General features: G+C 62.1%; 20 protein-coding genes. 4 read left to right on the top strand and 16 right to left on the bottom strand.

Annotated elements, in window-relative coordinates; genetic code table 11:
* Position 1: 1 nt before the first annotated feature.
* From C1J04_RS11020 to gltX, 3 genes are all read right to left on the bottom strand, one after another.
* On the bottom strand, positions 2–295 hold the full coding sequence (locus C1J04_RS11020) for a hypothetical protein (protein WP_005853859.1): 294 nt from the start codon (positions 293–295) through the stop codon (positions 2–4).
* Positions 296–658: 363 nt separating this feature from the next.
* Positions 659–1,954 carry a citrate synthase gene (gltA, locus tag C1J04_RS11015; protein ID WP_009824812.1) on the bottom strand — a complete coding sequence of 432 codons (1,296 nt, stop codon included), beginning with the start codon at positions 1,952–1,954 and terminating at the stop codon, positions 659–661.
* A gap of 114 nt (positions 1,955–2,068) precedes the next feature.
* On the bottom strand, positions 2,069–3,469 hold the full coding sequence (gltX, locus tag C1J04_RS11010; protein ID WP_009824811.1) for a glutamate--tRNA ligase: 1,401 nt from the start codon (positions 3,467–3,469) through the stop codon (positions 2,069–2,071).
* Between the two features lie 126 nt (positions 3,470–3,595).
* On the opposite strand from gltX, the gene C1J04_RS11005 reads away from it, so the two are divergent.
* The gene (locus tag C1J04_RS11005) at positions 3,596–5,644 is read left to right on the top strand and encodes a ComEC/Rec2 family competence protein (RefSeq protein WP_009824810.1); all 2,049 of its coding nucleotides are present in this window, start codon (positions 3,596–3,598) and stop codon (positions 5,642–5,644) included.
* Positions 5,645–5,650: 6 nt separating this feature from the next.
* On the opposite strand, the gene lexA is transcribed toward C1J04_RS11005, so the two are convergent.
* The 7 genes from lexA to C1J04_RS10970 form a co-directional block, all read right to left on the bottom strand.
* Positions 5,651–6,349, bottom strand: coding sequence for a transcriptional repressor LexA (gene lexA / locus C1J04_RS11000; RefSeq protein WP_005853849.1), 699 nt, complete (start codon positions 6,347–6,349; stop codon positions 5,651–5,653).
* Between the two features lie 62 nt (positions 6,350–6,411).
* Positions 6,412–7,584 (bottom strand): molybdopterin molybdotransferase MoeA, encoded by a 1,173-nt coding sequence (locus C1J04_RS10995; RefSeq protein WP_009824809.1) that lies wholly within the window; start codon positions 7,582–7,584, stop codon positions 6,412–6,414.
* Positions 7,581–8,054: a cyclic pyranopterin monophosphate synthase MoaC gene (gene moaC, locus C1J04_RS10990; RefSeq protein ID WP_009824808.1), complete on the bottom strand. Its 474-nt coding sequence runs from the start codon at positions 8,052–8,054 to the stop codon at positions 7,581–7,583. The genes C1J04_RS10995 and moaC overlap by 4 nt, the downstream gene beginning before the upstream one ends.
* Positions 8,054–8,878: an indole-3-glycerol phosphate synthase TrpC gene (gene trpC, locus C1J04_RS10985; RefSeq protein ID WP_009824807.1), complete on the bottom strand. Its 825-nt coding sequence runs from the start codon at positions 8,876–8,878 to the stop codon at positions 8,054–8,056. The genes moaC and trpC overlap by 1 nt, the downstream gene beginning before the upstream one ends.
* Complete coding sequence (locus tag C1J04_RS10980) at positions 8,875–9,543, bottom strand: uracil-DNA glycosylase (RefSeq protein ID WP_009824806.1); 669 nt, start codon at positions 9,541–9,543, stop codon at positions 8,875–8,877. Before C1J04_RS10980 ends, trpC begins: the two co-directional genes overlap by 4 nt.
* Positions 9,540–10,559 carry an anthranilate phosphoribosyltransferase gene (trpD, locus tag C1J04_RS10975; RefSeq protein WP_009824805.1) on the bottom strand — a complete coding sequence of 340 codons (1,020 nt, stop codon included), beginning with the start codon at positions 10,557–10,559 and terminating at the stop codon, positions 9,540–9,542. Before trpD ends, C1J04_RS10980 begins: the two co-directional genes overlap by 4 nt.
* A complete protein-coding gene (locus C1J04_RS10970) occupies positions 10,556–11,137 on the bottom strand; it encodes an anthranilate synthase component II (protein WP_005853838.1) in 582 nt (193 codons plus the stop codon). The genes trpD and C1J04_RS10970 overlap by 4 nt, the downstream gene beginning before the upstream one ends.
* 158 nt (positions 11,138–11,295) lie before the next feature.
* Between C1J04_RS10970 and C1J04_RS10965 the strand changes: the two genes are divergently transcribed.
* Entirely contained in the window at positions 11,296–12,909 is a 1,614-nt protein-coding gene (locus C1J04_RS10965) for a divergent polysaccharide deacetylase family protein (protein ID WP_254693836.1), read from the top strand.
* A gap of 65 nt (positions 12,910–12,974) precedes the next feature.
* On the opposite strand, the gene C1J04_RS10960 is transcribed toward C1J04_RS10965, so the two are convergent.
* From C1J04_RS10960 to fabI, 6 genes are all read right to left on the bottom strand, one after another.
* Entirely contained in the window at positions 12,975–14,015 is a 1,041-nt protein-coding gene (locus C1J04_RS10960; RefSeq protein ID WP_009824803.1) for a succinylglutamate desuccinylase/aspartoacylase family protein, read from the bottom strand.
* Positions 14,016–14,017: 2 nt separating this feature from the next.
* Positions 14,018–15,529: an anthranilate synthase component I gene (gene trpE / locus C1J04_RS10955; RefSeq protein ID WP_009824802.1), complete on the bottom strand. Its 1,512-nt coding sequence runs from the start codon at positions 15,527–15,529 to the stop codon at positions 14,018–14,020.
* 12 nt (positions 15,530–15,541) lie between these two features.
* Complete coding sequence (locus C1J04_RS10950; protein ID WP_009824801.1) at positions 15,542–17,386, bottom strand: peptidyl-prolyl cis-trans isomerase; 1,845 nt, start codon at positions 17,384–17,386, stop codon at positions 15,542–15,544.
* Positions 17,387–17,453: 67 nt separating this feature from the next.
* Positions 17,454–18,581: an aminotransferase gene (locus tag C1J04_RS10945; RefSeq protein WP_009824800.1), complete on the bottom strand. Its 1,128-nt coding sequence runs from the start codon at positions 18,579–18,581 to the stop codon at positions 17,454–17,456.
* Between the two features lie 174 nt (positions 18,582–18,755).
* Positions 18,756–19,268 (bottom strand): xanthine phosphoribosyltransferase, encoded by a 513-nt coding sequence (gpt, locus tag C1J04_RS10940; RefSeq protein WP_005853828.1) that lies wholly within the window; start codon positions 19,266–19,268, stop codon positions 18,756–18,758.
* A gap of 4 nt (positions 19,269–19,272) precedes the next feature.
* Positions 19,273–20,079 carry an enoyl-ACP reductase FabI gene (fabI, locus tag C1J04_RS10935; protein ID WP_009824799.1) on the bottom strand — a complete coding sequence of 269 codons (807 nt, stop codon included), beginning with the start codon at positions 20,077–20,079 and terminating at the stop codon, positions 19,273–19,275.
* Positions 20,080–20,299: 220 nt separating this feature from the next.
* Here fabI and pdxH point away from each other — a divergent pair, with 220 nt between their 5' ends.
* Positions 20,300–20,905, top strand: coding sequence for a pyridoxamine 5'-phosphate oxidase (pdxH, locus tag C1J04_RS10930; protein ID WP_037954447.1), 606 nt, complete (start codon positions 20,300–20,302; stop codon positions 20,903–20,905).
* Between the two features lie 72 nt (positions 20,906–20,977).
* The gene (locus C1J04_RS10925; RefSeq protein WP_174226609.1) at positions 20,978–21,526 is read left to right on the top strand and encodes a cold-shock protein; all 549 of its coding nucleotides are present in this window, start codon (positions 20,978–20,980) and stop codon (positions 21,524–21,526) included.
* Positions 21,527–21,539: the final 13 nt, after the last annotated feature.

Here is a 21,539-nt window from a genome sequence, read left to right as displayed (position 1 = left end):
GCTAGACCGAGCGTTCGACCAGCAACACATCATCGGGGTTGAGGGTCGGACGCGAGGCGCTGGCAACCACGGCCACCGCTATCCCGTCGGCGAGCACCGTGTGCACGCTGCCTGACACTTGCTTGACCGTGATCCGCGGCGGCGTCTGGCCCTTGTCATAGACCACCGCGATCTGGTCACATTTCTGTTCGATATCATGCACGAACGATCCCTGCGGCGCGGGGTGATGCCGTGCGGTCTTGCAGCTTAGACTGGTCGCGTTATCCCATTGCAGGCGAGGCCGAGGGTCGTTCATCCGGTCATCCTTTCCGCAGGGGGCAGCGGGCGTATTGGGGTCTGCTGTGCATCGCACAGGGTAAAGCTGCGCTGAATTGACGATGAATCTGGGATGATCGGGTCGGTTGGTCAATCAATTTTGTCCATTATGTGCAGCTTGGAAACAACAACACAAAACTGCCATATTTCGGACCTTATGGTTTCGAAATGGGGAAAAGTGAGTTGAAACAGTGGGCTGGAAAGAGGCGCTTTGATCACGGGGCGCTTTTGGGCGGGCTTTCAGGTGATTCTCTTTGCCCTGGGTTTCAGGCAGCAGCAGCCCACCGTGGAACGCAAAACGCCCCGCCGTGAGGGCGGGGCGTTTTGACTAATGTACTGACATTCAGCGCTTTTCGATATCCACATAGTCGCGTGGTGTTTCGCCAAGATACAGCTGACGGGGACGCCCGATTTTCAACTGAGGATCGCTGATCTGCTCTTTCCACTGCGAGATCCAGCCGACGGTCCGTGCCAGCGCAAAGATCGGCGTGAACATCGACGTGGGGAAACCCATCGCTTCGAGGATGATGCCCGAGTAGAAATCGACGTTCGGGAACAGCTTCTTCTCTGCGAAATACGGATCCTCCAGCGCCTGTTTTTCAAGCTCTTTAGCGACCTGCAGGATCGGGTTGTTTTCGACACCCAGCAGTTCAAGCACTTCGTCCGCGCTTTCTTTCATCACGGTCGCGCGTGGGTCGTGGTTCTTGTAGACGCGGTGACCAAAGCCCATCAGGCGGAACGGGTCGTTCTTGTCCTTGGCGCGGGCGATGAATTCAGGGATGCGGTCCGGTGTGCCGATTTCTTTCAGCATTTCCAGACATGCCTGGTTCGCCCCACCATGCGCCGGCCCCCAAAGGCAGGCGATGCCAGCAGCGATACAGGCAAAGGGGTTCGCCCCAGAAGAGGACGCCAGACGCACGGTCGATGTCGATGCGTTCTGTTCGTGGTCTGCGTGCAGCGTAAAGATGCGGTCCATCGCGCGGGCAAGGATCGGGTCGACGACATAATCCTCGGCAGGGACGGCGAAACACATGCGCAGGAAGTTACCGGCATAGTCTACGTCGTTGCGCGGATAGATGAACGGCTGACCGATGGTGTACTTATAGGCCATCGCGGCAATCGTCGGCATCTTGGCGATCAGACGGATCGTTGCCACTTCGCGCTGGTGCGCATCGTTGATGTCGGTGCTGTCGTGGTAGAAGGCAGACATCGCGCCCACAACGCCGACCATAATCGCCATCGGGTGTGCATCACGGCGGAAACCACGGAAGAAGTTGATCATCTGCTCGTGGATCATGGTGTGGTTGGTCACCAGATTTTCAAACTCTTCCAGCTGCGCGGCAGAGGGCAGTTCGCCATACAGCAGCAGGTAGCACACTTCGAGGTAGTGGGATTCGCTGGCCAGTTGGTCGATCGGATACCCACGGTGCAGCAACACGCCTTCGTCACCGTCAATGAAGGTGATCGTGCTGTCACAGGCCGCTGTCGAGGTGAAGCCAGGGTCATATGTGAACACATTCGCCTGAGAGAACAGCTTGCGGATGTCCACGACATCCGGGCCCGCCGACGGGGAATAGATCGGCAGTTCAAAGCTGTTCCCGTCGATGGTCAACGTTGCGGATTTTGTACTTTCGGCCATGAAGTCCCTTCCTATCGTTTTATCGACGTGCGTTATGCCGTCGACTGGGGAGATACCGAAACGGTCCGCCCCTCAGTTATTGTTGAGCATATCAGGAATATGCTTTTGCATATCTTAGATAGCCGCATCGTTTAAACGGGCAAGGCTTTCGTCACGCCCAAGTACCAGCATCATATCGAAAACTGATGGGGTTGCTGCCCGCCCGGCGAGTGCTGCGCGCAGCGGCCCCGCCAGTTTGCCGAATTTGGTGTCCCGAGCGGCGGCAAAGCCGTTCAGCGCCTCCTCCAGCGTTTCTCTGTCCCAAGTAACATTCTGCAACTGCGGCGTCAATTCAGTCAGCATACCACGGGATACATTGTCCAAGTGCTTGTCTGCCTTCTCGTCCGGTTGGATGGGGCGTTCGGCGAGGATAAACTCTGCTTTTTCAAGAAGATCAGGGAATTTCTTCGCGCGATCCTTTAAGCAATACATCGCCCGCTCCAACCCGTCAGCTTGCGCATTTGTGAGCGCGGGCAGGCCGGCAGCGGTCAAATAGGCCTCGATCTCGTGCCGCAATGCAGCATCATCCGCCGCGGCGATGTGCTGCCCGCAGATGTTTTCCAGCTTCTTGAGGTCGAATTGCGCGGGGCTTTTGCGGATACCGTCCAGATCGAACCATTCTTGCGCTTGGGCATCGGTGAAGAATTCGTCGTCCCCATGGCTCCACCCCAGACGGGCGAGGTAGTTGCGCATACCGGCCGCGGGAAAGCCCATGGCCTGATACTCCTGCGCGCCCAAAGCGCCGTGACGTTTCGACAGTTTCTTGCCATCCGCGCCGTGGATCAGCGGGATATGCGCCCAGACGGGAACGTCCCAGCCCATGGCGTTATAGATCATCATCTGGCGCGCGGCGTTGTTGAGGTGATCATCCCCGCGGATCACATGGGTCACGCCCATGTCATGGTCATCAACAACAACGGCCAGCATATAGACGGGCGTACCATCGGAACGTAACAGCACCATGTCATCAAGCTGGTCGTTCCCGATCACCACGTCGCCCTGCACCGCGTCGCGGATGACGGTTTCGCCCGTCAACGGGGCCTTGATCCGTACGACATAGGGGGCGTCGGGGTGCGTTTCCGGCGCGGCGTCACGCCAGGGTGATTGGTACAGGGTGCTGCGCCCCTCGGCCTTGGCCTGATCCCGGAACGCGGCGATTTCTTCTTGCGAGGCAAAGCACTTATAGGCCTTTCCTTCGGCAAGAAGTTGCAGCGCCACCTCGGCGTGGCGGGGGGCGTTTTCGAACTGGCTGACCACGTCACCGTCGTGATCCAGTCCCAGCCACGCCATGCCCTGCAGAATCGCTTCGGTGGCCTCGGGGGTGTGGCGCTGGCGGTCGGTGTCTTCGATACGCAGCAGGAATTTTCCACCCCGACCGCGTGCATAAAGCCAGCTGAACAGCGCCGTCCGCGCGCCGCCGATGTGCAGATAACCGGTAGGAGACGGGGCGAAACGGGTAACGACAGGCGTTGTCATGGGCGGAGGATCCTTTGCAGCAGAAGTTCACGGAAAACGCCCGTTCGGGGTGCCGTTTATCATTTGCTAACTCCTTTGGAGATAGCGTCCCCGACTATCTACCCAGTGCAGAGAACGGGGGCAAGTATGGGGCTGTCGTCCTATATGGCGCAGAGCATGCGCGCACAGCGGGGGCATCTGATCGGCTGGGTGCCGGTGTGTCTGGCCGTGGGGATCGGCAGCTATTTTGCGCTGCGGGTTGAGCCTTCGCTGACCGTCCTGCTTTGGGTCGCGGGCGGGGCGGCGCTGCTGGGGGCGGCGGCCTTTCTGGCGGGCGAGGTCGCAGGGCCTGTTTTGTTGGGCGCGGCCTTGGTGTTGCTCGGTTTTGATCTGGCGGCGTGGCGTGCCCATGCTGTCGGCGGGCCGGTGCTGGGGTGGCGCTATTACGGCCCGATCGCGGGGCGCGTCGTGGCGGTGGATCGCAGCCAGTCCGATGCCTTGCGGCTGACGCTGGATCGGGTTGTGCTGGAACGGGTCTCTGCTGCGCGCACGCCGCTGCATGTGCGCGTGTCCTTGCATGGCGACAGGCGCTTTGACGCGGATATCATGCCGGGGTTGGGGGTGATGACCACGGGGCATCTGTCGCCGCCAAGCGGCCCGGTCGAGCCTGAGGGCTTTGATTTCCAACGGCATGCATGGTTCGCGGGCTTGGGTGCTGTGGGGTACAGTCGCACCCCCTTACTGGCGGCGACACCGGCTGGGGCGGGGCATGGCGGGCTGGCGGTCTTTCGGGCGCGCATGGCGGCCTCGGCCCGGATTCAGCGGATCTTGCCGGGTGATATCGGCGGGTTTGCCACGGCGATCACCACTGGCGACCGCAGCGCCATCAGCCAAGACGCGCTGCAGGATCTGCGCGCCAGCAACCTTGCGCATCTATTGGCGATCTCGGGCTTGCACATGGGGTTGCTGAGCGCGGTGGTCTTTGGCGCGTTGCGGATCGTGCTGACGTTGGTGCCGTGGATCGCGCTGCGCTGGCCCACGCGCAGTATCGCAGCGGCAGGCGCGCTGGTGGCGGCCAGCGGCTATCTGCTGTTGTCGGGCGGCAATGTCGCAACCGAACGCGCGTTTATCATGGTCGCTGTGGCCCTTGGCGCGTTGATCATCGGGCGACGGGCGCTGACCCTACGGGCGGTCGCAATTGCAGCCACGATCGTATTGGTCCTTCGGCCAGAGGCATTGACGGGGCCGGGGTTCCAGATGTCCTTTGCCGCCACAACGGGGTTGGTTGCGATCTTTGGCTGGTTGCGCAACGCCGAGGTCTCGCTTGGGCCGAAGTGGCTGGCACCGGCTGTGGCGACGGTGATTTCCTCGGCTGTGGCGGGGGGCTTTACCGCGCCCATCGGGGCGGCCCATTTCAATACTATCGCGCAATATGGCTTGATCGCGAACCTGCTGTCGGTCCCGCTGATGGGGGTCTTGGTGATGCCGGCCGCCGTGGCGGCCTTGGTCATGGCACCGCTGGGGCTAGAGTGGATCCCCCTGCAGGTCATGGGCGCAGGGTTGCGCTGGATCTTGCTGGTCGCGCAAGGCGTGGCAGAGATCGACGGGGCGCAGGGGCATGTGGCCGCCCCCGGCCCTTGGGTGCTGCCGCTGCTGGCGCTCGGGTTTTTGTGGGTGTTGCTGTGGCAGGGTTGGTTGCGATTTGCCGGTTTGGGAGCCGTGATTGCGGCGGGGGTATTGTGGCACGGTGCCGAGCGTCCGACGGTGCTGATCTCGGACACCGGCAGTCTGGTGGGGGTGATGACCCCCACGGGCCGTGCGCTGAGCAAGGCAAAAGGCGCAGGCTTTGTCGCGCTCAACTGGCTGGAGAATGACGGCGACGGTGCCGATCAGGACCGGGCGGCCGCGCGTTGGCCGATAAGGCCAAAGATCGGGGGACGGGAGGTAATCCACCTGTCCGGCAAACGCGCGCGGGCGGCGTTCGGGGCGTGCCGTGCGGATCAGATCATCGCGCTGTCAGTTGTGCCCGATCCGCCGCTGACGGGCGGCTGCGATGTGTTTGACCCCGACCGGTTGCGATCCACGGGGGCAGTCGCACTCAGCCTCGACAACGGGCGGGTCACGATGCAAACGGCCCGCCAAAAGGCGGGCGCGCGGTTGTGGACGGCATGGCCCAAGGACAGACCTGCGCGGTAGCAAACGTCAGTAGGTGCGGATCAACCCGACCAGACGTCCCTGCACTTTGACCTTATCCGACGGAAGAACCCGCGTTTCATAGGCGGGGTTAGCGGCTTCCAGTGCGACAGAGCTGCCGTGACGGCGGAATTTCTTGAGCGTCGCCTCGTGGTCTTCGACCAGCGCAACCACGATATCCCCATCATCCGCGACAGAGGTTTCGCGGATGATCACCACGTCGCCATCGTTGATCCCTGCGTCGATCATGGAATCACCCTGCACCTCCAGCGCGTAATGTTCGCCACTGCCACTGATCATCCCGCCGGGGACGGCGACAGATTGGGTCATTGTGCTGATCGCCTCGATCGGGACACCGGCGGCGATCCGTCCCATCATCGGCACATCAAAGGACGACGCGCTGACCGGCTGCGCTGCAGAGGGGGGCGGCCCATCGGGGCGGTCGCCGTCGATCACGCGCGGGGTAAAGCCCGCACCGGACAGGCTGCCCAAGCTATCGGGCAGTTTCACCACCTCTATCGCGCGGGCGCGATGCGCAAGGCGGCGGATGAATCCGCGTTCCTCAAGCGCTGTGATCAGACGGTGGATGCCGGATTTGGACCGCAGATCAAGCGCTTCTTTCATCTCGTCAAAGCTGGGCGGCACGCCGTCGCGCTGCACACGTTTGTGAATAAAGGCCAGCAGATCGAGTTGTTTCTTGGTCAGCATCCGGACATTCCCCGTTTCTATTTGGGGTTTGTTCTAGGGATGTTCCTGTTTTGTGTCAACCGTCAGAGGGGAATACAGCCTATGATCTCTCCGGCTGTGCGGGCCCCATCGTGGGGCGGGCGGACCATCAGGACATCGGCGCGCGACAGGATCCCCAGCAACGAACTGTCCTGATTGTCTTCGGGCAGGACGGCACCGTCACGGAGCATCGCACGCATATAATGTTCGCGTGGCCCATTGGCGGGCAGATCGACGCCAAGCGGCAGATCAACCCGTGCGGCGGGCGCGGCGGGCAGGCCCAGCATCTTGCGCAGCACCGGCACGACAAAGACCGTCCCGCAGACCATGGCCGACACCGGATTGCCGGGCAGGCCGATCATCGGGACATCACGCAGCCGCCCCGCCATAAGAGGTTTGCCGGGGCGCATGGCGACTTTATAGAAAGCCTGCTCCATCCCCATTTGGGCGGCGACGGGGGCGACCAGATCGTGGTCTCCGACAGAGGCACCGCCGATGGTGATGATCAGATCGGCATCCTGCGCCATGGTAAAGGCTTGGGTCAGCGAGGGCACCGTGTCGCGGGCAATCGGGATCATGCGGCACTGAGCGCCATGCTGTTCGAGCAGGGCGGCCAGACCATAGGTATTGGAGGCGATGATCTGGTCGGGGTTCGGCACTTCGCCGGGTTGCACCAGCTCGTCCCCCGTGGCGATGATCGCGATGCGTGGTTTGGCGTAGACCGGCACCGTCGCCACATTCATCGACGCCAGCAGCGCGATATCGGCAGGGCGCAGCAGGCGCGGCGCATCCATCGTGTCGCCTGTATGGAAATCCCCACCGGCGGGGCGGATATTGGTCTTGGGGCCGATGTCATGGCCCAGCATGATCAGATCGCCGCGGCGGGTCGTATCCTCTTGGATCACAACGAAATCAGCGCCTTCGGGGACAGGGGCACCGGTAAAGATGCGCACGGCCTGACCGGCTTTTACCACGCCGTCAAATCGATGGCCCGCCGCCGCTTCGCCGATGACCTTGAACATCGCGTCGGGCTCGACCTCTGTCTGGCACAGAGCATAGCCATCCATAGAGGAGGCCGCGAAAGGCGGCTGAGTGCGGGTGGCAACAACATCGCGCGCCAGCACACGGCCCGCGGCCTGACGCAGCGGGACCGCTTCCACTTCGGTGGCGGTGACGAGATTAAAGAGATGCGACAGGGCGTCGCTGACAGAGATCATTCTGCCTCGTATCGGCCCGATTTGCCGCCGTCTTTCAGCACGACCCGCAGGCCGCCGATTTCCATGCCTTTGTCCACGGCCTTGGCCATGTCATAGACGGTCAGCGCGGTGACAGAGGCGGCGGTCAGCGCCTCCATCTCGACGCCGGTCTGTCCGGTGGTCTTGACGGTCGCGGCGATGCGCAGGCCGGGCAGGTCGGCATCGGGTGTCAGTTCAACCGACACTTTGGTGATCGGCAGAGGGTGGCACAGCGGAATCAGATCGGCGGTGCGTTTTGCAGCCATGATCCCCGCCAGACGGGCCACACCCATGACATCACCCTTTTTGGCGCGGCCTTCGGTAATGATATCAAAGGTTTCGCGCAACATCTTGATGTTGGTTTCCGCAACGGCTACCCGCGACGTCACGGGTTTGTCCGACACGTCGACCATATGCGCGTCACCCTTACCGTCAAAATGCGTCAGCGCCATTACATGCCCCCCGGCCGCAGCGGTGTGGCCAGCAGGTTGCGGGTTGCGACCTCTACATCGTCCTGACGCATCAGGCTTTCCCCGATCAGGAACACCCGCGATCCGTATTTCGCCATATCGGCCAGATCTTCGGGCGTGTTCAGCCCGCTTTCCGATACGATCATCTTTTCCACATCCACATGTTTCGACAGGCGGCGCGTGGTATCAAGCGTCGTCTCGAAGGTTTTGAGGTTGCGGTTGTTGATCCCCATCATGCGGCTTTTCAGCACGGCGGCGCGGTCCAGTTCTTCCTTGTCATGCACCTCGATCAGCGCGTCCATGCCCCATTGGGCGGCGGCGTCCTCAAGCTCGATCGCTTGGGCATCGCTGACAGAGGCCATGATGATCAGAATACAATCGGCCCCAAGCGCGCGGGCTTCGGCGACCTGATAGGGGTCGTACATGAAATCCTTGCGCAGCACGGGCAGGGTGCAGGCCTCGCGGGCGGCGACAAGATATTCCTTGGCCCCCTGAAAGCTGGGCGTGTCCGTCAGCACCGACAGGCAGGTCGCACCACCGGCGGCATAGGCAGCGGCCAGTGTAGCGGGGTCGAAATCGGCGCGGATCAACCCTTTTGACGGGCTTGCCTTCTTGACCTCGGCAATCAGCCCGTACCCCTCGCGCGAGGCGTCGAACAACGCGTCGGCAAAAGGGCGCACGGGCGAGGCGGCGCGCGCCTCTGCCTCTACGGCCTCAAGCGGTTTGGCGGCCTTGTCGGCGGCGATCTCTTCCAGCTTGTAGGCTTTGATCTTGTCTAGGATGGTGCCAGTGTTGGTATCGGTCATGATGTCTCCGGTGTTGCCCAGTTTATGGCCGCTTGGCCTTGGGCGTGCAACCAGTCATTGCAGCGCGAGAAGGGGCGTGACCCGAAAAACCCGCGCCGCGCGGACAGGGGCGACGGGTGCGGGGTTTCAAGTTTGAAGTTCGGTCCCCCGTCCACATCCCGCGCGACTTTCTGGGCATGGGCACCCCACAGCAAATAGGCGCGGGGACGGTCGGCCAAGCGGCCAAGAATTTGCGTGGTCAGCTGCTGCCAGCCCAGTTTCCCATGGCCGCCTGCGTCCCGCGCAGGCACGGTCAATGTGGTATTCAACAACAGCACGCCCTGATCCGCCCAGAACCGCAGATCGGCATCCGGTGGGCACGCGCCGATGTCATCCACCATTTCCTTATAGATATTGGACAGCGAACGGGGCAGCGGTTTGGTATCGGCGCTGGCGGAAAAGGCAAAGCCGTGGGCATGGCCGGGGGTGGGGTAGGGATCTTGCCCCAGGATCACCACGCGCACCGCGTCGGGCTGGGTATGTTCCAGCGCGGCGAAAACTTGGCGCCCGGGCGGCAGGGTCTCGCGCGGGTCCGCGGCCAGCGCGGCGGCGATGCCGGGCAGGGTATCGTCAAAGAACGCAAGGTCGCGCCAGGCCCCGAGGCGCGACAGGTCAAAACGGCTCATGCGGTCTGGGTGATCCGCGCGACTTGGGTGATCTTGTCACGGGCCGCACCGCTGTCGATGCTGTGGCGCGCCATCTCTACCCCCGCTTTCAGATCGGATGCGGCATCGGCCACGACCAGCGCCGCCGCCGAATTGAGCAAGACCGCATCGCGGTAGGCCGAGGGGGTTCCGTCCAGCAGTGAGTTGAAATCACGTGCGTTTTCTTCGGGTGTGCCGCCGATGATATCCTCGAACGGATGGACCGGCAGGCCGGCGTCTTCGGGCGTGATCTCGAATTCGGAAATGGTGCCATCAGGGTTCAGCGCGGCGATCCAGCTGGTGCCGGTGATCGTCAGCTCGTCCGTCCCGTCGGAGCCATGCACAAGCCAAGCTTTTTCAGAGCCAAGCGCGCCAAGTGTTTCGGCCATCGGGCGGATCAGATCGCGGCGATAGGCCCCGGTCAGCTGCCGTTTGACGCCCGCAGGGTTGGTCAGCGGGCCGAGGATATTGAAGATCGTGCGTGTGCCCAGTTCGGACCGTGTGGGCATGACATGGGCAATCGCGGGATGGTGCATCGGGGCCATCATAAAGCCGATGCCCGCATCGCGCAGCGCGGCCTCGACCACCTTGGGCCCGACCATCACCTTGAGCCCCATCTGCGTCAGCGCATCCGCCGCGCCGGATTTGGACGACAGGTTGCGGTTGCCATGTTTCGCCACCACGACGCCCGCGCCGGCAACGACAAAGGCCGTCGCGGTCGAGATATTCAGCGTGCCCTTGCCATCGCCGCCGGTGCCCACGATGTCCATCGCTCCATCAGGGGCGGTGACAGGATTGCATTTGGCGCGCATGACATGAGCAGCGGCGGCATATTCATCCACCGTCTCGCCACGGGTGCGCAGAGCCATCAGAAATCCACCGATCTGGCTGGGGGTCGCTTCGCCCTCGAACAGGATCTGGAACGCGGTCTCGGCCTGATCCCGGGTCAGCGGGCCATTGGCGGCCGCATCGATCAGAGGTTTCAGAGCATCGCTCATGCGGGCACCTTTACGTTGTTCAGGAAGTTTTGCAGCATCTGGTGACCGTGATCCGAACGGATCGATTCCGGGTGGAACTGAACGCCATGCAGCGGCAGGTCGCGGTGCTGCAGGCCCATGATCGTGCCGTCCTCAAGCTCTGCCGTGATCTCAAGGCAGTCGGGCAGGGTGGCGCGGTCAACGATCAGCGAATGATAGCGTGTCGCGGCAAAGGGCGATGGCAGCCCCGCAAAGACGCCTTGACCCTTGTGGTGCATCATGCCCATCTTGCCGTGCACGATCTCGCCCGCGCGCACGACCTTGCCGCCGAACGCCTGACCCAGCGTCTGATGGCCAAGGCACACACCCAAAAGCGGCGTGCTTGTTTCGGCGGCGGCTGCGGTCAGCGCAAGGCAAATGCCCGCTTGATCCGGGTCGCAGGGGCCGGGCGACAGGATGATCCCCGCGGGGTTCATCGCCATCGCGGCCTGCACGTCGATCTGGTCGTTGCGGCGGATTTCGACTTCGGCCCCGAGGTCACCCAGATAGTGTACGAGGTTGTAGGTGAAGCTATCGTAGTTATCTATCAAGAGCAGCATGCGGCAATTCTTTGTATTGGGGCAGGGTTTAGGGCTAGAGGAACCGCGCAAAACCACGGTATAATGTCCGCTGATACATGTTCAGGGTTAAGACCTATCGTCAAGGGCAGCAGGCCGGAGAGCCGCGCGAACCGGAACAAAAACAGGAGCGATCATCTATGTCACGCGGGTTTATTGGCGGCATCCTCATTGGTGCGGTATTCAGTGTCGGCGTCGCCGGTGTCGCGTCCTTCATGGTACCTATGGGGCCCGCGCCCTTGCAAGACACGCCTGCGCCAAGTGACGCGCCTGACGAAGAGCACGCGTCCAACGCGCCCGAAATGGCGGAACCCCCGGTGGTAGCTGCTGATGAAACGCCCCTGACGGCGGCTGAAGACACTAACGAGGATGTGATCACGCCAGAGCCGGAGCCTGTTGTCGAAGAGCCCGTCGTCGAGGAGCCGACCGTTGAACCAGAGCCCGAGACTGTGCCGCGAGCCGAGGTCGCACCAGAAGTAGAAGCACCGGTCACGCAAGAGGCTGTGCAAGATGCACCTTCAGAGGACGCCCCGGACGTCGCGGCAGCGCCTGAGACCGTAGAGTCTGAGACGGTAGAGCCTGAACCACAGCCCGAGCCAGAGGTCGCCCCAACGCCGCAACCCGCGCCGCAGATCGCGCAGGATATCGACGCGACAGCCCCCGTGACCGTGCCCGATGCGGCTGCACCGAAGATCACGCTTGATGATCCTGTCTTGCCCAATCCGATGGCGCTTGCGCCAATGGAACCGACCGAGCCGGATGCGCTTGGCATCGAGACCCGGACAGCACCGCCCGTCACCGCCGACGAAAGCGTCGACACCCCCGTGTCGCCCACGCCGGACACCGATGTTGCCACCGCGCCAAGCGCGCCCGACGCGCAACCCGAAGAAGCCCCTGCCGATGTTGTCTTTGGCGCGCCCGAGCAACGCACAGACGGGCGGCCCACAATCGGCACCCCTGCGGCGATCACCTCTGAACGGGATACGGGCGTGACGATCAACCGCCTGCCGACCGCCCAATCGGGCGAACAGGCCGCCCCCGAGGCGCAAGCCACCGCACAAAGCCCCGCCATCACCCGTTATGGCCAGCCCTTCGCGAATCCTGATGACAAACCGCTGATGAGCGTCCTGTTGATGGACGTGGGGAGTGACCTGCAAGGGGGCGAGGTCGGTATCGCCGCACTGCGCAGCTTCCCCTATCCGCTGAGCTTTGCCGTCGACGTCAGCCTGCCCGACGCGGCAGAGCGCATGCAGACCTACCGCAACGAAGGGTTCGAGGTGTTGGCGATGGTCGATCTGCCTCAGGGTGCGCAGCCAAGCGATGCAGAGACCACGCTGGCGGTCGCCTTCTCGCGCATGCCCGAAGTGATCGGCGTGCTTGAAGGGCAGGGTGCCGGGCTGCAACCCGACCGCGCGACAGCAGATCAGGTGACTGCGATCCTTGGGCAAGGGGGCTATGGCCTTGTGACCCAGGACAAGGGGCTGAACACGATGCCCAAGCTTGCGGTGAAAGAGGGCGTGCCCGCTGCGCCTGTGTTCCGCGACTTTGACAGCAAGGGGCAGACGCCCACCGTGATCCGACGGTTCCTTGATCAGGCCGCGTTCAAGGCGGGGATCGAAGGGTCGGTGATCATGATGGGGCGGATGCGGCCCGAGACGATCTCGGCGCTGTTGGTCTGGGGGTTGCAGGACCGTGCCAGCCAAGTTGCACTTGCCCCTGTTTCAGCCGTGCTGAAAAACGCCACGCCTGAATGATCTACCGGTAAAGCCATCGAAACCTGCGCGTTGCGCGGGCTTCGACGTGCCTGAGTGTGATCTGTCTAGATAATCTCGTCTTCGTCGAACAGCGGGTCGCTTTCGAGCTGCGTGATCATATCCTCGACCGTGTCTGCCACCGCCTTGGGCAGCAGCTTTGCCAAGTGGAAGACCGCGTCGCCCTCGTTCACCACGGGCAGGATCGCGCGGCCGATCAGGATACCGTCATGGGGGGCGATAATATCCTCTTCGGTCTTGCCGAACGGGTCAGAGACTGTCGCCAGCGCGTCGCCCTGTTTCACGGTCTCCCCCTCGGCCCTAAAGGTACGCAGCAGCCCACCCACGGGCGCGCGCAGCCAGGTAGAGCTGGAACAGACATGGGATTGCCGACGCGAAGGGGCGATGCCCTTGGCCGGCAGCATGTCTTCGGCATGCATGACCCGCAAGATACCCGCAACGCCCGCGCGCACGGCCATCTCGTCAAAACGCAGCCCTTCGCCGGCTTCATACAGCAGCACCGGCGTGCCCTTGGCGGCGGCGACCGCGCGCAGCGATCCGTCACGCAGGGGCGAGGTCAGCACCACCGGTGCGGCAAAGCTGGCGGCCATGCGCCGCGTCACCGCATCTGATGGAGAGATACGCACCTGCGGCAAGTTGGTCCGGTGGATCGCGGCTGAATGCAGATCGATTCCGAAATCACAGCGCAGCACCACGTCGTTCAAAAAGATATGGGCCAGCCGTGACCCCAAAGACCCAGACGGGTGCCCCGGAAAACAGCGGTTCAGATCGCGCCGGTCCGGCAGGTAGCGTGACCGGTTCAGAAACCCGAAAGAGTTCACCACCGGGATCACCAGCAGTGTTCCCCGCAGGGATTTCAACTGCGGTGCGCGCAGCAGACGGCGCACGATCTCGACCCCGATCAGCTCGTCCCCGTGAACAGCGGCGCTGACAAACATGGTGGGGCCGGGGCGCTTGCCGTGGATCACTTCAAGCGAGAGCCCGACAGGCGTGTGGTCCGGCAGGATCGAGATCGGCAAGTCGATCTGTGCCCGAGAGCCGGGTGCCACGTGTTGACCCGAAATCTCGAACGGGGCTTGGGTCGGCATCCTCAGCTGTTCCCTTGACCTGCGAAGCGTGCTGCATCGGCCGCCGCACGGCGGATCGCGTCGGATTTATGCACCGTCTCCATATACTCCGCCTCTGCGTCGCTGTCATAGACGACGCCGCCGCCGGCCTGAATATACAGGGTCTTGTCCTTGATAACGGCCGTGCGCAGGGCGATGCACATGTCCATGTCGCCGCCCGCGCTAAAGTAGCCTACACCGCCGCCGTAGAGCCCGCGTTTCTCGGGCTCCAGCTCGTCGATAATCTCCATCGCGCGGACCTTGGGTGCGCCTGACACTGTGCCCGCGGGCATCCCCGCAAAGAAGGCATCCAGCGCATCGCGGTCTTCGCGCAGCTCGCCCACGACATTGGACACGATATGCATCACGTGGCTGTAGCGTTCGACGATGAATTCCTCGGTCGGGCGCACGGTGCCGATCTTGGCGACCCGGCCCACGTCATTGCGGCCCAGGTCAAGCAGCATCAGATGCTCAGCCAGCTCTTTCTGATCGGCCAGCAGATCAGCCTCCAGTGCGCGATCTTCTTCCGGCGTGGCCCCGCGACGACGGGTGCCTGCCACGGGGCGGATCGTGATCTCGTTGCCGAAGACGCGCACGAGGATCTCGGGCGAGGCCCCGACGACGTGGAAATCACCGAAATTGAAATAGAACATGAAGGGCGACGGGTTGGTCCGGCGCAAACTGCGATACAGCGCAAAGGGCGGCTGCGAGAAGCCCTGCGCCCACCGTTGCGACGGCACCACCTGAAAGATGTCGCCCGCCACGATGTATTCGCGCGCTTTTTCAACGGCGGATTTATAGCCTTCGCGGGTGAAATTGCTGACGGGGGCGGATTCTTCGTGGGCGTCGCCCAGATCACGGCTGGCGCCGGGCATCGACCGCTCCAGATCACGCACCGCATCCATCACGCGTTCGGCGGCTTGGGCATAAGCGGCCTTGGCCGATTGCCCGTCAGACACCCAAGCTGGCGATACGATCGTGACCTCGCCCTTGACCCCGTCGAGCACGGCAATCACCGAGGGACGCACCATCATCGCATCGGGCAGCCCCATGGGATCGGGGTTCACATTCGGCAGATGTTCCACCAGCCGGATCATATCATACCCCAGATATCCGAACAGCCCGGCGGCGGCTTGCGGCAGGTCATCAGGCAGGTCGATCTTCGACTCCGCGATCACCGCACGCAAAGTATCCAGCGGATCCCCTGCGACATCGTCGAAGGCATCCACGTCATAGCGTGCCGAACGGTTGATGGCCGACGTGGTGCCCTGACAGCGCCAGATCAGATCGGGCTTCATCCCGATAATCGAATAGCGCCCGCGGACCTCACCGCCGGTCACGGATTCCAGGACAAAGGCGTTCTGTGCCGCACCGGTGAGCTTGAGCATCAGCGAAACAGGCGTGTCCAGATCGGCAGCCAGACGGGTGTAAACGATCTGGTTCTTGCCCGCCGCATAGCCTGCGGCAAAGCTGTCATAATCGGGTGTCAACGACATGGGAGACCTAACTTAGGGGAAGTTCACGTGGACGGCGTTGATCGCCTGCTGATCGACACGCGGTGCCGTGCGGCGGATCACGTCGTCAGAGAAAGCGGCGAAAAGCGCTTGCGACAGCTGGTCATCCAGCTGGGTAGCGATCTGGGATTTGACCTGCGTCATCCGGTCATTCTCGCCCGCGTCCTTGATGCTATCAAGACGGACAAGCGCGACCTCATCGGCACCTTCCAGCAGTTCGACTTCGCCGGGGGCTGCGTCAAACACAGCGGCGATGAACCCCTGCGGTGCGGCGCTGACCACGGCGTCGCGGGTCTGGTCGGTCCCGGTCTTGGGCTCCAGCCCCAGTTCGGCAAAATCAGCGCCATCCGCAAGTTCGGCTTGCAGGGTCTCGGCCTTGGCACGCAGGGCGGTGATCAATTGTTCGTTCTGCCACGCCTCGGACACGTCTGCACGGGCGGCGTCAAACGGGTTGGGGCGTTCCTCTTTGGTGCCATCAAGACGCATGGCAAAAACGCTACCGTCATCCAGCTGTTGGATCTGGGGGAAGTCGCCTTCGGTCAGACGTGTCGCGGCCTCGCGGAAACCGGCATAGGCGGCGATGCTTTCGCTGCTGTCCTGCGTCCACTCGATGGTGCTGAGGGTCATTTTGCTTTCCTCGGCGATCTGTTCCAGCGTGGCCCCACCGGCCAATTGGTCGTCCAGATCCTGGGCGCGGACCTCTACCAGACGGGCCGCGCGGTCCGCGGCAAGGTCTTGCACCAGCGTCGGGCGGGCTTCTTCGAAGGTGGTGTTCAGCGACGGCAGCACACCGTTCACACGGAACAATGCAGGCCCGAGATTACTGGGCAGCGGGCCGACAATATCACCCACTTCGGCAGCAAATACGTCGTCCCCTGCGGCACCCAACTGTTGCTGGCTCAGATCGCCAAGATCCACATCCGACAGGGAAAGCCCGCGGTCCGCGACCAGCCCCTCAAATGTGTTGCCATCAACCTCGAGCGCGGCGGCGGCCTGATCGGCTGCCTCCTGATCGCGGAAGACCAGACGTTCGACCAAGCGGCGTTCAGGCTGGATGTATTCATCCGCGCGGTCATCATAGGCGGCCTGTAGCTCTTCGTCGGTCAGCTCTACCTCGTCCAGCAGATCCTGCGGGCCCATGGTGATATAGCTGATGGTCTTGCTGGCGGGCAGAATGAACTGATCGGCGTTCTCGTCGTAATAGGCCTGCAACTGCGCATCGGTTGCGTCGGGCAGGGGCGCATCCAGATCATCTTGCGTCAGTTTGGCCCAGGTAAAGCTGCGCTGCTCGCCCACATAGGATACAAGCGTGTCTGCATAGGCGTCGGGCATCGCAACACCGCCGGTGATCGCTTCCTGCAATAGGGTGCGGCCCGCTTCCTCGCGCAGCGATTGTTCGAATTCATTCTCGTTCAGACCGGCCTGCTGGAGCGCAAAGCGATAGCCCTCGCGGTCGAAATTCCCGTCAACGCCTTGGAACGACGGGATTTCCACAACGCGTTCGCGCAGGTTTGCGTCGCCGATGGACAGGCCCATCTCGTCGGCCTCATTGTCGAGCGCGCGCAAACGGACCAGACGTTGCAGCACGGCACGGTCCAGCCCAATGGCTTGGGCCTCTTGAAAGCTAAGCTGTTCGCCGGACTGGCTTTCGATGGCGCGGATCTGCTGCTGCAGCTCGCGGGCGTAATCGTCAACCGAGATTGACTTGTCGCCCACTTCGCCGACGGTGCGTGCGCTGCCGTTCAGATTGACCGCGCCAAAACCGCCCAGACCCAGGATCAAAAGACCCATCAGCCCCCATACTGCGGTTTTCGTAAAGCTGTTGCCTTTGGCTTTCATGGTGTCATCCCTTAAACGCACGTTTTGCCCTGTCTATGCGGTGCGCGGCAGGGGGGCAAGAGCCGCGTTAGACCTGTGTCAGACGGTCAAACAGCACCTCGATGCCTGCGACATCCAGATTGGCAAAAGCGATGCGCAGATGCCGCCCGCCGGTGATATCCTCTTCCGGATGAAACATGGTGCCGGGCAGGGTCAGCACGGCCGCCTCGCGCACCAGCCGCGGGGCCAATGTGGCAGAGCTTTCGTCAAAGGGATGCGAGAGATAGGCGAAATAGCCGCCAAGCCCCAAAAGCTTCCAGCCTTTCGCGTCCAAACGGTGCATGCTGTCGGCAATCGCCTGTCGCCGCGCCAGGATCTCGCGCCGCTCGCCGGCCAGCCATGTGTCAAGGTTCTGCATCCCCCAAAGGGCGGCATGCTGACCGATCTGGCCGGGGCAAATGGCAACGGTATCCAGGAACTTCTCAACCTCGGCGAGACGCGTCTGGGTGGCGACAATCGCGCCCACTCGGTGACCAGTCAGACGGTAGGCCTTTGAAAAAGAATATAAATGGATCAACGTATCGTGCCAGTCGGGGTCCTGAAACAGACGGTGCGGCGGACCGGAACGACTGTCAAAGTCGCGATAGGTCTCGTCCAGGATCAGGGCGATACCGCGCGCACGGGCCAGATCGAAAAACGCCTGCACCAGCTCTTCGGGGTATTCAACGCCGCCGGGGTTGTTGGGCGTGACCAAGGCGATGGCACGGGTGCGGTCGGTGATCAGGGCGGCGGCCTGTTCCGGGTCGGGCAAGAGCGTATCGCCCACCGGCAGCGGCACGGCGGCGACACCCGACATGTCCAGCCACATCTTGTGGTTAAAGTACCACGGCACCGGCAGGATCACCTCGTCCCCCTCGGCACAGAGCGTGGCAATCGCAGCGGCAAAGGCCTGATTGCAGCCCGATGTAATCGCCGCTTGCGCGGGCTCTACCGCGCCGGCGTAATGGGCGCTGACCTGCGCGGCCAGCTCGTCGCGCAACTCGGGCAGACCCAGCACCGGCCCGTAAAGATGCGCATCATCGTTGTTCAGCGCGACATCAGCCATGGCCTGCCGCATGGCCTGCGGTGGCGGATCGACAGGGGCGGCTTGGCTCACGTTGATCAGGGGGCGGTCGGCGTCAAAATGGACGCCCGTCAACCAGCGGCGCGCCTCCATCACCGGAGGAGAGAAAGTCGCGGCGGTACGCGGGGTCATGGTCAATGCTCCTGTCTGGGCGAGGGAGGGGGCCCTTCGGCGAGCGGACCAGCGCAAAGTCTGACACGGCGCGCGGCCGCTGCTTCCAAATGGTCCTAAATCCTCGCCGAAGGCAGGTATCTGCGGGGGTGCCGCTTAGTCTTTGCCGCGGTAGGGCTCTACATATTGCAGCGCCATATCCCAGGGGAAGAAAATCCACGTATCCTGGCTGACTTCGGTAATGAAGGTATCCACCTGCGGGCGGCCCTTGGGCTTGGCATAGACGGTGGCCAGATGCGCATTGGGGTAAAGCTGGCGCACGACTTCAAGGGTCTTACCGGAGTCTACCAGATCGTCGATGATCAGGATACCGGTGCCGTCGCCCATCAGTTCTGCATCGGGGGCCTTGAGCACGACCGCGTCCGATTGATCCTGATGGTCATAGGACTTGATCGAAATCGTGTCGACGGTGCGGATATCCAGCTCGCGGGCGGCGATCATCGCGGGGGCCATACCGCCACGGGTGATCGCAACCACAGCACGCCAGCCGCCGTCATCGGGGCCCATGCCGTCCAGACGCCACGCCAGCGCACGGCTGTCACGGTGGATCTGGTCCCAGCTGATGTGAAACCCTTTTTCATGGGGCAGGCGCGAGGCATCCTTGCTCATGTCGTTATTCCTTTGCCATGTCTGGGGCGTCGACGGCTTTCATGCCCACCACGTGATAGCCCGCATCCACATGCAGGTTCTCGCCCGTCGTGCCCGAGCCAAGATCGCTAAGCAGGAACAGCGCGGATTTACCCACATCGTCGATGGTCACGTTGCGGCGCAGGGGCGAGTTATACTCGTTCCACTTCATGATATAGCGGAAGTCGCCGATGCCGGATGCGGCCAATGTCTTGATCGGGCCGGCGCTGATCGCGTTAACGCGGATGCCGTCCTTGCCCAGATCCTCGGCCAGATATTTGACCGATGCTTCCAGAGCGGCCTTGGCGACGCCCATCACATTATAATGCGGCATCACTTTTTCGGCACCGTAATAGGTGAGCGTGACCGCGCTGCCGCCGGACTTCATCATCTTTTCCGCGCGCTGCATCACAGCGGTGAAGGAGTAGACAGAGATATCCATCGACATCGCGAAATTGGCGCGGCTGGTGTCGACATAGCGCCCGCGCAATTCGTTTTTGTCAGAGAACCCGATCGCGTGGACGATAAAGTCGATCCCGTCCCAACGTTCGCCCAAAGCGGTAAACAGCGCGTCAATCGACTCTTCCGACCCGACATCGCAGGGCAGGACCAGATCGCTGCCCAGTTGCGCCGCCAGCGGATCGACCCGCTTTTTCAGCGCCTCGCCTTGATACGAGAATGCCAGCTCTGCACCGGCATCCGCGAGGGTGCGTGCGATGCCCCAGGCAATCGACTTGTCATTGGCGAGGCCCATGATAAGCCCACGTTTGCCTGCCATCAGGTCATTTGCCATTGTACTTCCTTCGACTATGTCACTGAACTTTTATCCGGTTTATGCTATTGATAGTTTGGCATCAAGGCTGCACGGTGATCGCGGCACTTGAGAGGACGCCGTGATAGACCGCCCTGGCGGTTTTTTCGGCGCGGCGGTGTGTTTAGTTGTTCTAGTATGTCATTTGATGTAAGGCATTGTCGCAAGATTGCGTCGATGCGCAAGGAAGGGGATCATGATCATGGAAGTGCGCAAAGGCATTTTTGCCGGTGACGATCCCTTTGTGATTGCGCGCCGCTGGCTGGATGAGGCAACGCAGACAGAGGTCAACGACCCAAATGCCATCGCGCTATCGACCGTGGATGCCGACGGTTTGCCCAATGCGCGCATGGTATTGCTGAAAGAAATCGAAGACGCGGCATTCGTCTTTTATACAAACTACACCAGCGCCAAGGCGCAAGAACTGGATCACGCGGGCAAGGCTGCTTTCGTGATGCATTGGAAATCCCTGCGCCGCCAGATACGGGTGCGCGGCGTGGTTTCCAGAGAAGAAGGCCCGCAGGCGGACGCATATTACAAGTCGCGTTCGCTCAAAAGCCGGTTGGGGGCCTGGGCCTCTGACCAATCGTCCCCTTTAGCCAGCCGTGCGTCATTGGTCGCCGAAGTGGCAAAAGTCACCGCCAAAAAGGGGCCAAACCCAGACCGTCCACCTTTTTGGGGGGGCTACCGGATCACCCCGGTCGAAATCGAGTTCTGGGCCGACGGAGAGTATAGATTGCATGACCGTTTTGTCTGGCGACGTGCCGAACAAAACGGTGATTGGAGCGTAACGAGATTGAACCCATAAGGCGGCTTTTGCCGCTGATATTTTGTACGCGGGCACGCTGTTGCCTGACCTAGAGAAGACCAAAGGACATTTGTGTCAGAAGTATCCAGCAATAGCTCTGCCATTTCCGGCGTGGTGAAATGGTTTGACCCCGCGAAGGGGTTCGGTTTCGTTGTCTCAGACGCTGGCGGGCCTGATATCCTGTTGCACGTCAATGTGTTACGTAATTACGGTCAAAGCTCTGTCGCGGACGGTGCGCGCATTGATCTGACGGTGCAAAAGACCGAACGCGGGGTGCAGGCGACACAGGTCCATGCGGTACACCCGCCCGCTGCTGCTCAGGCGATGGCGTTGTCGGATATTGTGGGCATTGATCCCGCGCTGGTGGCCGCCGCACCGCTGGAGCCCGCGCGGGTCAAATGGTTCGATAAGTCCAAAGGCTTTGGTTTCGCGAATGTGTTTGGCAAAAGCGATGACATCTTTCTACATATAGAAGTGTTGCGCCAGTCGGGCCTGTCGGATTTGCAACCGGGCGAGGCATTGGCGCTGCGGGTCATTAACGGGGAACGCGGCCAGATGGCGGCAGAGGTACATGCATGGGAAACGGTACGACTCGATTCATCTGGCACCGCGCAAAGCTGATCCGCGCGGGTCT

Source organism: Sulfitobacter sp. SK025, assembly GCF_003352105.1.
GTDB lineage: Bacteria > Pseudomonadota > Alphaproteobacteria > Rhodobacterales > Rhodobacteraceae > Sulfitobacter > Sulfitobacter pontiacus.
The sequence above is the reverse complement of the archived record's forward strand: the minus strand, read 5'-3'. Positions and strand labels throughout refer to the sequence as shown.